This window comes from Algoriphagus resistens (assembly GCF_001442615.1).
Taxonomy (GTDB): Bacteria; Bacteroidota; Bacteroidia; order Cytophagales; family Cyclobacteriaceae; genus Algoriphagus; species Algoriphagus resistens.
The window spans coordinates 423716-436507 of record NZ_LMXN01000004.1; the positions used below are offsets into that span (position 1 = coordinate 423716).

Sequence of the window (12792 nt, forward strand, 5' to 3'; positions counted from 1 at the left end):
ACTATTCGGATTAAAATGTGAGATTTAGGCCCAGTGTGTAGGTTCTTGTGGTGGGATATTTGTCCCGTTGATCATTACCTGGATCAAAACCGGTGACACTTACACCTTCTGGATCAATTCCTTTGTAATTGGTAATCGTAAACAGATTAAGCCCGGAAGCATACAGTCGTGCATTTCTTAGGAAAGCAACCTTTGGAAAAGTGTAGCCTACCGTAAAATTGTCTAATTTGAAGTAATCACCTTTTTCGATATAATGGCTAACCAATGCCAAATCACTGCTTAGGCGCTCCCCGTATACTGGATCGTATGCCGTTTCCAACATGTTATAGGCCGGATTGTAAGGGTTTTCATAGAACATCCTCTGGAAATTAAGAATTTCGTGTCCGAAGGCACCCCTAAAATTGAACTGGACATCAAAATTTCGGATTTGGAAGCTATTGTTGAAGCCGAGGATATGGAGTGGAATACCATTGCCATAAAACTGCCGGTCTTCCTGTGAAGCCGTACTGATCGGTATGGCCTCCCCTTCCGTATTCTCTATCAACCACTCCCCATCCGGAGTCACTCCTACAGATTTCCATAGAAAAAACCGCCCGATAGCACCACCCACTTCTACCCGGTGGGTATAATCCTGAATAGGCTCACCGGTATAGCCAGCGGTGAAAAAATCATTTGTAGCCTCAAACTGGTCATTTGATAAGGAGACTAGTTTGTTCCTGTTTGTAGAATAAGTGATGTTCGTGTTCCAAGAAAAACCAGGCTTTCTGATAGGTGCGAGGTTTAATAAAATCTCTATCCCATCATTTTGCAATACTCCGGCGTTTATGGTCATTAACCCTGTCAGATAAGGTGGCACCGGCACTGGGAAATCATACAACAAATCGTTGATATCTCTTCTATAAATATCTATTGATCCACTTACGCGGTCATTAAAGAAGCTATAATCAATTCCAAAATTGATTTCCTGCTTCTTTTCCCATTTCAGATCAGGATTAAAATTCCGGGCGGGGATAAAACCCTGAACCCATTCTCCTCCGACATAGGCGCCATTAGCTCTGTTGAAATCATAGCTGATCTGGGATAAGTAGGGAGAATTGGCAATGGTTCCCGTGACCCCATAACCAAACCTCAACTTGATTTCCCCTACATTTTTCAGATCTCTAAGAAAAGGCTCATTGCTGATTTTCCAGCCCACCGAAGCAGCAGGAAAAGTCCCCCATTGGTTATTTACCCCAAACCTCGAAGAACCCTCTCTTCGCACACTGGCCATAAAGAGGTATTTGTCCTTGAAGTTATAAGTAGCCCGGCCGAAGAAGCCTGCCAGCTGCCACCTGTTTTTGGAGCTACCCAAATCGGCTTGACCAGCCTGTAGTGCCCCACCTGCTCCAAGATTATTCCACTTGTATAAGTCAGTAGGAAAATCCCAATTGGAAGCAAAGAAATCCTCATACGTAGCATCTTGCCAGCTATATCCACCCAATACCGTAAAATAATGGTCTCCTATGGTATGGTTGTAATTGGCAGTAAGTTCCATCAAATTTTCATTATAGGCACTGGTAGATCTAGAAGCAGTTCCATTCTGATTATTGAGCCTTGTATTGGTGTGTTCAAAAGAAGTGGCGTAGCCCGTCAGGTTACTATTTTGCACGTTGGACACCATCATTTTTAAATCCAGATTATCTATGGGAGAATAGGTAAGGCTTCCGTTAACTCTCATCTCCTTAGTTTTGGACTCTGAATCTGCTTCATAAATTCTGGAAATAGGATTTTCATAAAAGTATCCTTCCCGTTCCTGCCAGCCTCCATCTTCCGTTTTCACCCGGTCTGTCGGATTCCTGATAATTGCCTGGCGATAGGCATAACCATCCGCTCCCCCTTGATCTGAAGTAAACACCCTGTTGATGATCTGGAAATTCGCTCTCAGTTTATCATCAAACATACTGTGGTTCATATCCGCCCGGATGTTAAACCTCTCCTGGTTGGAGCGTAAAAATATACCCTGCCAATTTCGGTAGTTGACTGCAGCTGTGAAATTGGTTGTCTTATTCCCGCCTGAAAAACTTAAATTGTGGTTTTGACTGACGGGATTTCTGGTCATCTCATCTACCCAGTCGGTATTTCCCCCATAATCTGTATAAGGAATACCTTCTTCTGCTATCAATCTCCGGTAATCGTCCCCATCCAGGAGATTCAGTTTTCTTGCAATTTGCTGTACACTTACATAAGCATCATAGCTGACAGTATTTCTATCCCCCTGGCTTCCTTTTCTTGTGGTAATCAAGATCACACCGCCTGTGGCCCTAGTTCCATAGATTGCCGCTGCGGAGCCATCTTTTAGTACATCAATTGATTCTATATCCTCAGGTGGAACAGTATTAAGTGTCCCCGGAACCCCGTCTATCAGCACCAGCGGATCCGATGTACCGTTGATACTGTTGATTCCCCGAAGGTTAATTTGTGTGCCAGCACCTGGATCACCGCTTGGAGTAGTCACCCGCAAACCTGCTACTTTCCCCTGGATTAATTGCCCAGCGTCCCTTACAGCACCTTTTACAAAATTCTCTTCCTTAACACCGGCGATAGAACTGGTAATATCACCCTTTCGGGTAGTTCCATATCCTACCACCACCACTTCATTCATGGAGGTAAGCTCGGCTTTTAATGTTATAGAAAGTTCCTTATCTGTATAGACTTCCAATTCCTGCGGTGCAAAGCCAATAAAACTAAACACCAGGACAGCACCTTCATCGGGTATATCTATACTGAATTTTCCGTCAACATCCGTAGAAACACCTCTCGTTGTTCCCTTTATCAGGACTGTTACGCCCGGTAAGGGCAAATTATCTTCATCGCTGATCACTGTCCCGCTGACTGTCAGCTCTTTACGAAGGTCCAACTTGTTGGTTTCAAAAGACCTGACAGTGGGCCTGACCTCTAAGTCAGTAGCCGCTGCATTCACAGGACATACCGCACTTCCGGTAAAACTTAGCATAGCCAAAAAGACTATCCTTTTTGTAAATAGGTTCATAGGCAAAATTTTTAAGTGGTTAATAAATTATATTGGATAGATAATTTTGAATTATCTGACTCAATAGAATATTTTAAAATTAGGCCATCTATTTTTGTGAAAAATTAACTCATTTATCAAAAACCAACTCTATATTGACAAAAAAGTGAAAATTGATTAAAATTTCGATCAAAATACCCGTACAAATAGTAGCGCAAGGGCGCTTTTAAAAAATCATTATTCCATACAGGTGTATGGTTTCTTGTCTAAAATATTGGCTTCAATTTCGGACGATTCTGAAAACTCTTTTGAAACCTATCCGGATAATCTGGCAGATCAAGTTGAACTATCTATTTTTAACCACTGGGGACAACTTATATATTACGGCGAGAATAAGAACATGAAAAATGGGATTAAGTCATCTTACTTGTGGGACCTAAAGTTCAAAAGTTCTGATATCCAAAATGGAATCCATACCTAGTGCTGGTGCGGATTAAAACAGAAAATAAAATTTGACTGCAGTGCAAAGCTCTTCCGTTCTAGTCCTTATTTATTGATTTTAAAAAGTTCACTTTCTGTTTATCGATATCCAAACGGCAACATAAAAGACATCCAAAAAAACGATCCATCCAACTGATTTTGTTGAATTGAATCTGCTCACCGGTCTCGTTGGGGATAAAAAAGATTGCTTTCCCAATCCTACCTAAAACCCTGCGGAAGCTGTTAACCTGAGAATGCCTAAGAGAGGACTACTCTTACAAGCGCTATCTGATTTTTTTTGGAATCAGTACCTGGAGAATCTGCGAATTAATATTAGGGTGGGAAAAACGAGTCTGTCCCAAATTAGCAAAAGAGCTAAGTAAAAAATCTGCTATTGAAGCGGCAATTGTGTTTGTGGCGGTTTATCCTGCCTGTTTATGTTTATTCATTTATCGAAATAAAAATATCCACTTCTGCCTGATTCCAATCCTGACTTCTTTCATCATAAACCTCAAAGTCCACTCCAAATTTCCGGTTTATTTTTGAATTCCATATTTTTTCCCAAGCTTCTGTAATGCATCCGGTCATTTCCCCTTTAGCACTAACCTTCACGTAATTTTGGGAAGGAACTATTAACTCATCTAGCCCCGTCGGGGTTTTAGTTTTTTTGTCCACTTTACAGCCTATGAAATATGAAAAGGGTTTCGTCTCATCCTTCTCATATTCATAATATACAGCGTAAATTTCATCTCCCAGCTTATTGGGAATAAGGCCGGTTATTTTTTCCGTTTCGAATTTTTGCCATAGGCTCCCACAATCCACACTTGATTGCTTGTTCTCATTAGTGGTTTTGTTTTCAAGTTTTATTCCAATTAATTTAAACCCGTCTTTCATGTGATTATAATTTATCATTTAAAGGTGATATGGAATCTCGCATGCATTACAATCATCCCAGTGTGTGACTCTTGAGTCATGCTCGATTTCCTATTCTAATCTCTACAGCTTTTCAAATTTATCCATCATACCTACAATTTATCCCGCCCGATAAATCTATTATTGCCTAGTAAAAACCCAATAGCCCTTTCTACATTTTTTGATATACTCTCTTCCGATTTCAAAGACGAAATGTATCGGACAATCTCCTTCCTTAATGAAGGGGTTAACCCGTCAAATATTTTTTTTGCTTCCTGATTGTTTCCCAATGCTTCTACCAATTTCGGGTGAGGGGTGATGCTACGGTCTGAGGGATCATATTCCACCGTCAGTTGCACTAGCTCACCTATACGCTCGGGTGATTTTTGGAGCATATTGGTATTAATATAAAGCCTCCATTCCCCTAAATGCTTCATCAAAGTTTGTTGATAGTCTGCACCATTTATTCTTCCCCGTATTGGGATCGGACTCTTGTCACTTCCCGCTTGCTGAAAGATTTCATCCAAAATCTTTTTGGGGACGCTTGCGTAGGGATTTAAGCCTATGATTTTTATTTCTGCTTCAAACTTCACTTGAAAACACGCTTTTATATTCAGTAGGTTTTGATGAAAGAAATGCGATTATTAGTTCTTTAATGCGGGCATCCTAAATTTCTAAAGGTAAAGAAGGGCCTCTTTTCCGCGGGGTTCAATCCATTTAATAGTGACAAGCTAGGTAACATCAGCTATGGGTTTTTCAATTATTGATCATTGCGGGTAATGCCTCATCTTTATTCCTTAAATCCAGGCCCCCTTCAAAAACGGATTTTAAGTTAGTCAAATAAAAAGCCCATCCATTTGAGCAGCCTAAGCGAACATACTGTTTTGAATTATCATCAAGTGGGATATTATGATGCCTAAGCGTTACTATAACATAACCGTTAAGTTCTTCAAGGTTAACATCCACTAAACACTCGCCCTCAAAAGTGAATTGTATAAAATCTCTCCCATTCACGCTGGTAATTCTACCTTTCATTGGCTCGTCATACAAATACCAGTACCAAGCATAGGAAATGTCCTTAGCAACGTTAGCTTTTCGGTCAAATGAGGTGTTCTCTAAACTGTAGAAATCGACCTGTTTCAAGAACCATTTTTCCAATTCTTCTGCTTTCGTCCAAGCATCATAAATTTCCGCCAAACTAGCTTTAACTGCTATTCGCTTAGTAAAAGATGTCCAATCAAAATTTTTCATTTTAGTGTTTTTTTTACTTATTAATGACCAAAGAGCAGGCGGGAATTAAAAGCCAATTCCCTGTACGCCGAGGCCAAGATTTAAGGCAGTGCCTATTTATTTTTTATCCGGTCCATTAGGAAAAGTTGGCTGAAAATAGATTCTCCTATTGCGCCTATACCGTCATTGTTCACATGCTATGGGTTTCTGCTGAGACTAAGATAATAAATTCCCTTAACCCAATCCTCGCCCAACACAGAGTGTTAAGATTTTCTTAAAATACCATGCTCTTTACCTGAAGGATTTACGCTTTAATTTTCAACCATTGTGATGGTATCATGATCGCTTTATCGGAAAACCATGGCATTCTCCAGTATATAATTGCACTGGTATATATCCACTGCATTCAGCTTGAGAATGCCCTTGAAAGTAACCACCTGATCCATTGTTAACCTTGGATGATTCTTGCCGAGTTTGAGTTCCACTATGGATTCGGGGCCGGCTCCTCCACAAAAAAAGCAGGCAGCAAACGGATTGGCTGAAAGTATATACACGTCATTGCCCCTATCTATTTCCAGTACATAACCTTTAATGATCACTTCCTTATTTTTCAAGGCCAGAACCGAAGGCCCGAAAGTCGGGAAATAGTAATACGCCTCTACTTCCTCGCTGTACTTGTCCGAAAAGGCCACATCAGAAAGTATATCCCAATTGATTATCGTCTGCGAGAAAACAGGAGTGGAAATTAGACAGCATACGAAAAGGAATGAAAATCTATGCATCAGATAAGCTTTTGGATAAATCAATTTTAAATACAGTAATGGCGGGGATCAGAGCCGCTAAAAAGCCAATGGACAAAGTGATCAGTAACAGATATCCCTCGTCCTTAAGCAATGCCATATCGGAAAACTCATAGCGATAGTCTGATTTCAGTAAAACGGAGATTACACCCAACCCAGCCCTACTTAAAAGCAAGCCCAGCACAAACCCGGAAAAGGCCACCAGCACCCCTTCCTGAAACACCATTCCGAGCAGCTGCTGCCGCGAAGCACCATAAGTACGAAGAAGAGCCATCTCGAAGGTACGTCCCTTCAGGCTTAGGTACAGACTGATAAACACACTGATCCCCGAAACCAGTATAACGGTGAAGGCGACCATATTGAGTGTAGTAGTAGCTATCCCCATCAAACTAAAGAGCTTCAACAATTCATAGTTTGGCAAAGCAGCTTGCATGTTGGTTTTTTCATTGATCATTCTGGGTAACTGCACCATTCCCAGGGGACTTCTGAATTTTACCAGCATTGCTGTAATCTCACGTCCTTCCTCACGGGGAGCATCATGTGAATGGCCTTCATGATCATCACTATAGGCAGATTTGGAATTCGCCTCCTCAGAATCATGGGCATGGTCCTCTTCCATTCGATCTCCATCTGTATGCTCCTCCTGATGGCTTTCTTCGGACTGGTGATTGGAGTGATTGTCATGGATATCCCAAACACTCTCAAGCCCGGTCAAAATCAGCTGATCAATGACAGATCCCGAAGGATGAAATATGCCCTTAACCACATAGTACTGATCTTCATGTACATGACCGCCTTCACTTAAGCCGTGGGAACCCAGAAATGTATCCCCTACTTTCAATCCTGTTTTTTCAGCAACAGCTGCCCCTATGCTTACTTCCAGAGAACTTGCCCACAATCTTCCTTCTGCCATTTCCATAGTGTAGATTTCAGGGTATTTATCCGTCGTCCCCACGATACGGAAACTTTCATAACTATCTCCATAAGAAAGCGGAATCCCATACTCCACCAGTCTGTTTTTCTGAAGAGTTCTGGCCTCCGACAGCCTTATGTTTCCAGTGGGAACATCTACTTGGAATACGGCTGAAAGAATGAGTTGAAGAGGACTGCCCTTGGCTCCCACCACCATGTCTATGCCGCGGATATTAGTACTCATCTGTGCTTGCAAATGCCTGTCAATGTGCAGCATCAAAGAGATGAGCGCTACACCGAGAGACAACAAAATCAAGCTTAATCCAGTCGAAAGAGGCTTCGATACGATATTTTTAATACTTAGATGGAAAATATTCATCCGTTAATAACTGAAGTCAGGTTTTTCGCAGAAAGAACTATAGAGTGGCTGAACTCAGATTTAAGACGTTGATCGTGTGTGATAATAATAAGGCTCGCATTATTTCGCTGCGTCTGGGCCTTCAGCAACTCAATGACTTTGATGCAATTTTTATCATCCAATGCCGAGGTAGGTTCATCAGCCAGAATAAATTTGGGTTCATTGATTACCGCCATAGCAATACTGGCTCGCTGCTGCTCACCTTGGGAGAGAAGATGTGGGCGAATGTTGATTTTGGAAAGTATTCCAAGCCCCTCCAACACATCTTTTATTTTCTGGGTGTCCGGTTGCTTCTTACCTACACACCGGATAATTGAGAGGTTTTCTCCCAAGGTGAGTGAATGTATAAAATGAGGGCGTTGAAATACTATTCCGATAGTACTGCCCCTAAAGGCATCCAGTTGCTTTCCGTCCAGTCGGGTGATATCTGTATCGCCAATAAAAATCTTTCCTGTTTTAGGCTTCAAAAGACCTGCGATCAAGTGTAGAAAGGTGGTTTTCCCGATTCCTGATTCCCCCAAAACCAGTAAATTCTGTCCTTCACTTACCTGTAGATCAGGGAATTCAAAGCAGTTGTACAGGTCATATTCGAATGAAAGCGATTGTATAGTAAGCATACCGATGTGTAATGGATGGCTCAAACCTATATACTTCAACGCTTATTTGCAATAATGTTGCATTTAAGTTTGATAATTTTTATGTTTGCAACACTATTGCAAAAACAAAGTATGAAAAACACATTCGCAGGAACTCATTTGGATTTTATCGGCTTTTCGACTTCAATAGCCTGTGCAATCCATTGCGCCTTATTACCATTTTTGATAAGTGCACTCCCTTTTTTAGGATTGGGATTTTTGGACAATCCATGGATAGAATACAGCATTATTTTGCTCAGCCTTTTTCTGGCGATATACGCGCTGTCACACGGATATCTACGGCATCATAAAAAAAAGCTACCAATACTAATTGTCAGCTTAGGATTTCTGATCATTGCCTTTGGATTAATCGGGGGTCCTGAGGAGTTGGAATTTATCATTACACCCTTCGGGGCAGTGATGGTGGGGATCGCCCACTATGTCAACTGGAGCTATATACGAAAATCGGAAACAGAATTCCCAGACTGTAAAAACCATTCCCAGTAATATGCAAAACAGAATTCCAGTGACCGTGCTAAGCGGATTCCTTGGTGCCGGAAAAACAACACTACTCAACCATATCCTCAACAACCGTGAGGGATACAAAGTCGCTGTTATAGTCAATGACATGAGTGAAGTCAACGTAGATTCAAAGTTGGTTCAGAACGAGATCAAATTCTCCAGAACAGAAGAAAAACTTATTGAGATGTCTAATGGCTGTATCTGCTGTACACTTAGAGAAGACCTGATCCAGGAAGTACAGAAGCTCGCCCGTCAGAATAAATTTGACTATTTACTAATAGAGAGTACTGGAATTTCCGAACCTATTCCTGTAGCACAGACCTTTTCATTTGAAACAGGAGACAGCCTACTGGATCTCCATGAGATCAGCAGGTTGGACACCATGGTTACCGTGGTGGATGCATTCAATTTCTTTAAGGATTTCAGCTCCCAAGAAACCATTTTGGACAGAAATATGACTGATGATCCGGAAGATGCCAGATCAATTGTAAATCTGCTTACTGATCAGATTGAGTTCGCCAATGTAATCGTTCTGAACAAAAGTGATTTGGTAGCAGAAGAAAACCTAAAATTATTGGAAGGAATGCTGATCAAGTTGAATCCTGAAGCGAAGATTATCCGGACTTCTTATGGACAGGTTTCTCCTCAAGAAGTTCTCAATACACATTTGTTTGATTATGACAAAGCCGAGCAGGCCGCAGGTTGGCTCAAGGAACTCAACAAAGAACATGTCCCTGAAACAGAAGAATATGGTATCAGCAGTTTTGTATTCAGAGACCACAGACCTTTCCATCCCGGTAGGTTCTGGAAATTTATCAACCAATCCTGGCCATCAAATATCCTGCGAAGCAAAGGACTGTTTTGGCTGGCGACACGTCCCCATCATGCTTTGCTCTGGAGCCAGGCAGGAGGTTCATTGAAAGCAGATCTCTTTGGCACGTGGTGGGCTGCCTTTTCTGAAAAAGAAAGACTGCGAAACCCGGGATATGTGGATAATAGGGAATTGATTATGGAAAAATGGGACGGTCAATTCGGAGATCGCATGAATGAGTTGGTCTTGATCGGGCAGGATATGGAAAAAGAGTTGCTCATAGAGGAGCTGACTTCATGCCTGGTCACCGAAAGTGAAGCTAAATATTTTTCCATGACCACCCAGTTTAAAGACGAGTGGCCTATTTAATCCCTAAGAATGAAGAAATCATCCCGTATTAATGTATATCTACTTACCGGTTTTTTGGGGGCGGGCAAAACCACAGTTTTAAACCGCCTCCTTGAAGCAAGGAAAAATAAGAATAACATTATTATTGAGAATGAGTTTGGAAAAGTATCGATTGACTCATATCTGGTGGCCACCCGATATGACTCTCTTTTTGAGTTGAACAATGGCTGCATCTGTTGCTCTTTGGATAAGGAGCTGGTAGATGTACTTGCCTCTATCATCAGCTCAGAGCCCAAGCCGGACAACCTATTTATAGAAGCGTCAGGTGTCGCTGATCCCGGGAGTATTGCCGCACTTTTTACCCAGAAGGAAGTAGCTCTATACTTTGACTTAAAGTTGGTCATCTGTATAGCGGATGCTTCCTGTCTGGAAGATTGGATCGATGAAGTCCCGGAAGTAAGCCGTCAAATCGCAGCAGCAGATGTTGTCGTATTGAATAAGAAATCCCTGGTAACGCCAAAATACCTCTTGGAACTGGTAGATCTGCTACTGAACATCAACACCTTGGCAAGAATAATACCCACCGATCAGGGCCAACTTCCGGTGGATATTTTTACCCAAGAAAGAAGCGAGTGGCACCCAGCCAACACGTCAGAGTGGTGGGGGAAGGTTTCGGAACATCCATTGAAAAGCCTTACCCTGGACGTAAACCAAGCATTTGACAGAGAAATGCTCCTTAATCAGCTCAAAATGGTTCTTTTCCTAAGCTATCACCAGATCTATCGTATCAAGGGGTTAGTTTGGTTCCAGGATGATAAAACTCCATCAATAATCCAGACACATGGAAAACAGGTGGAGATTTCACATTCTGAAAATAACCCAGCCATTGAATATCCAAATTCACAACTTGTAATCATCGGCAAGGGTCTTCAGCGGAGTGCTCTGGAAAAGCTGTTCAAGCGGGCGCTGTCTTGGCATACGCTTCCACCATCGACTTTCTAAATATCACTACCACTTCGTCCAGAACCGTATCATCATCCTGTAATAATACTTCTTCTATAAAAGTTTCCCCCAGGATTTCAACTTCTTTGAATTTCATCCCAAGAAATGAAAACATAAGTATGTCTCCCTTCTTGGCTCTGACATGAAATTCTCCCTTATATCGGCACAGTATCTACATCTGTCCCTTTAACTTCTACTGTCACTCCAGGAAGTGGCTCATATTCTAAATGGGTGACCTTACCATGAACCATACCCTCTTGGGCGAAACCCAAACAAGGTAAAAATAACAAAACGCAGATCAGCAATTTCGCATGTATCGACACCCTAATCTTAGTTTATTACGAGAAACCCTTCTGGCTTTTGTTTACTTTATGGAATTGGCAAAATAGAAGGCAAAAATGAATACCATTACAGTACAGCAAATCAACGGGAGTAAAAGATTGCCCCATTCTACAGAAAGGTTCTTTTCTGTAAATTCAGGTTGAAAATCCCTCCAATTCTCATCCAGTGCAGATGCATTGGCAAAAATTTTAGGATAGAAGTGAAGCCTAAGCCGCTCGTGGAAAGCATTAGTCTTGTCCAAAAAAGCCATGTGATCAGAAGAGCCAGTCCCCGCTATTTCATTAAAGCCTAACTGAATATGCATGGTAGGAACAAACCAGGAGACACTTTTACTTACCTGCTCGCGTAGCATGAGCTTGTCTCTCATCTTATTACTTTCCTCCCTGGCATCGTCGTCGCCCATTTGCTGCATGGCGTAGTACCAAAGCCAGGAGAATTCCTCACCTTCAGAATAACCATAGGATTCAAACTGCGGATAATGAGTATAAAAACGCTCCATAGTTTCCCGTTTATCGGAATCCCACTTTTTATGATATCCATCCCGCTGATCGATCATAGTTTCTAAGGCTTCTGGCACCGGATATTGATTACCCAGGTAGTTGTTTATTCCTGCAGGCAGAAGAATTGCCAACACCAACCAGACGGATAGAAGTGTCACCGCATTAAAGCTAGAATTCCTTTGAAAGGAAACTACCAAAAAGCATACAGAAAACCAGAAAGCCAAATAGCAGGTTCCTAAAAGAAAAAAAGCAAAATAAGCGCTGTCAAGCGCAAATCCCAGCACCAATTTCCCTATCCCTAGCAAGAACACAAACAGGGCCATCAAAACAATACCTCTTACAGATAGTTTGGTGAGAAGGTACTTTAATTTTGATGTGGATTGGATAGAGACCAGATTCCATGTCCCTGCTTCTTTTTCCTCAGAGAGGAGATTGAACATGAAAACAATGATCAGCAAGGGCAGCAAGTAGATAATTACAAATCCCAAATCCAGATTACCGGCCTGAAGGCTTGAAGGATTGACCAAATCCGTATCGTATTTCTGCCCTTCAAGATTCCTGATGGTGACATTCTGTATAGTTGGATTGACATCACTTTGTCCTATAGATAGTCCAGCTAATTTGTCTGGCTGGTTGATCAGCGCAAAACGCAAATAATATAGCAGTAATCCCATCTCATCCTGGTGGAATTTAACGTTGCGCTCAATGTGCTCCTTTTGATATTGAGTTACCTGTTCGGTTGCCCTTTCCTGTCTATCCAGAAATTGCTTCCCTATCAGAATACCTGCAAGTCCAAGCACTACTACTAGGACCAGGGATAGAATCACAACTTTAGATCGGAAAAACTGCTTAAATATTAACCGGTACATAATT

At 41.7% G+C, this 12792-nt stretch carries 11 protein-coding genes; 3 read left to right on the forward strand and 8 right to left on the reverse strand.

Annotated elements, in window-relative coordinates; genetic code table 11:
* Positions 1-10: 10 nt before the first annotated feature.
* From AS141_RS10280 to AS141_RS10315, 7 genes are all read right to left on the reverse strand, one after another.
* On the reverse strand, positions 11-3028 hold the full coding sequence (locus tag AS141_RS10280; protein ID WP_057937550.1) for a SusC/RagA family TonB-linked outer membrane protein: 3018 nt from the start codon (positions 3026-3028) through the stop codon (positions 11-13).
* A 900-nt stretch (positions 3029-3928) separates the two neighbouring features.
* Positions 3929-4399, reverse strand: coding sequence for a GyrI-like domain-containing protein (locus tag AS141_RS10290; protein ID WP_232424865.1), 471 nt, complete (start codon positions 4397-4399; stop codon positions 3929-3931).
* 113 nt (positions 4400-4512) lie between these two features.
* On the reverse strand, positions 4513-4992 hold the full coding sequence (locus AS141_RS10295) for a YdeI/OmpD-associated family protein (RefSeq protein ID WP_057937553.1): 480 nt from the start codon (positions 4990-4992) through the stop codon (positions 4513-4515).
* A 163-nt stretch (positions 4993-5155) separates the two neighbouring features.
* Positions 5156-5650 carry an SRPBCC family protein gene (locus AS141_RS10300; protein ID WP_057937554.1) on the reverse strand — a complete coding sequence of 165 codons (495 nt, stop codon included), beginning with the start codon at positions 5648-5650 and terminating at the stop codon, positions 5156-5158.
* A 326-nt stretch (positions 5651-5976) separates the two neighbouring features.
* Positions 5977-6411, reverse strand: coding sequence for a hypothetical protein (locus AS141_RS10305; RefSeq protein ID WP_057937555.1), 435 nt, complete (start codon positions 6409-6411; stop codon positions 5977-5979).
* Positions 6404-7720 (reverse strand): ABC transporter permease, encoded by a 1317-nt coding sequence (locus AS141_RS10310; protein ID WP_057937556.1) that lies wholly within the window; start codon positions 7718-7720, stop codon positions 6404-6406. Before AS141_RS10310 ends, AS141_RS10305 begins: the two co-directional genes overlap by 8 nt.
* Complete coding sequence (locus AS141_RS10315) at positions 7717-8376, reverse strand: ABC transporter ATP-binding protein (RefSeq protein ID WP_082632249.1); 660 nt, start codon at positions 8374-8376, stop codon at positions 7717-7719. The genes AS141_RS10310 and AS141_RS10315 overlap by 4 nt, the downstream gene beginning before the upstream one ends.
* Positions 8377-8487: 111 nt before the next feature.
* On the opposite strand from AS141_RS10315, the gene AS141_RS10320 reads away from it, so the two are divergent.
* From AS141_RS10320 to AS141_RS10330, 3 genes are read left to right on the forward strand one after another with little or no spacing between them, the layout of a single operon-like run.
* Positions 8488-8901: a MerC domain-containing protein gene (locus AS141_RS10320; protein ID WP_157243430.1), complete on the forward strand. Its 414-nt coding sequence runs from the start codon at positions 8488-8490 to the stop codon at positions 8899-8901.
* A gap of 1 nt (position 8902) precedes the next feature.
* On the forward strand, positions 8903-10096 hold the full coding sequence (locus tag AS141_RS10325) for a GTP-binding protein (RefSeq protein WP_057937558.1): 1194 nt from the start codon (positions 8903-8905) through the stop codon (positions 10094-10096).
* A gap of 9 nt (positions 10097-10105) precedes the next feature.
* Positions 10106-11077: a CobW family GTP-binding protein gene (locus AS141_RS10330; RefSeq protein ID WP_057937559.1), complete on the forward strand. Its 972-nt coding sequence runs from the start codon at positions 10106-10108 to the stop codon at positions 11075-11077.
* A 364-nt stretch (positions 11078-11441) separates the two neighbouring features.
* Here the strand turns inward: AS141_RS10330 and AS141_RS10335 are convergent, their stop codons facing one another.
* Complete coding sequence (locus tag AS141_RS10335) at positions 11442-12788, reverse strand: DUF3526 domain-containing protein (RefSeq protein ID WP_057937560.1); 1347 nt, start codon at positions 12786-12788, stop codon at positions 11442-11444.
* Positions 12789-12792: the final 4 nt, after the last annotated feature.

Bases quoted from the DNA above. Each gene is read 5' to 3' on its own strand.
- AS141_RS10320 (WP_157243430.1), top strand. From the start codon at position 8,488: ATGAAAAACACATTCGCAGGAACTCATTTGGATTTTATCGGCTTTTCG.
- AS141_RS10290 (WP_232424865.1), bottom strand. From the start codon at position 4,399: ATGATAAATTATAATCACATGAAAGACGGGTTTAAATTAATTGGAATA.
- AS141_RS10310 (WP_057937556.1), bottom strand. From the start codon at position 7,720: ATGAATATTTTCCATCTAAGTATTAAAAATATCGTATCGAAGCCTCTT.
- AS141_RS10280 (WP_057937550.1), bottom strand. From the start codon at position 3,028: ATGAACCTATTTACAAAAAGGATAGTCTTTTTGGCTATGCTAAGTTTT.
- AS141_RS10330 (WP_057937559.1), top strand. From the start codon at position 10,106: ATGAAGAAATCATCCCGTATTAATGTATATCTACTTACCGGTTTTTTG.
- AS141_RS10315 (WP_082632249.1), bottom strand. From the start codon at position 8,376: ATGCTTACTATACAATCGCTTTCATTCGAATATGACCTGTACAACTGC.
- AS141_RS10325 (WP_057937558.1), top strand. From the start codon at position 8,903: ATGCAAAACAGAATTCCAGTGACCGTGCTAAGCGGATTCCTTGGTGCC.
- AS141_RS10300 (WP_057937554.1), bottom strand. From the start codon at position 5,650: ATGAAAAATTTTGATTGGACATCTTTTACTAAGCGAATAGCAGTTAAA.
- AS141_RS10305 (WP_057937555.1), bottom strand. From the start codon at position 6,411: ATGCATAGATTTTCATTCCTTTTCGTATGCTGTCTAATTTCCACTCCT.
- AS141_RS10335 (WP_057937560.1), bottom strand. From the start codon at position 12,788: ATGTACCGGTTAATATTTAAGCAGTTTTTCCGATCTAAAGTTGTGATT.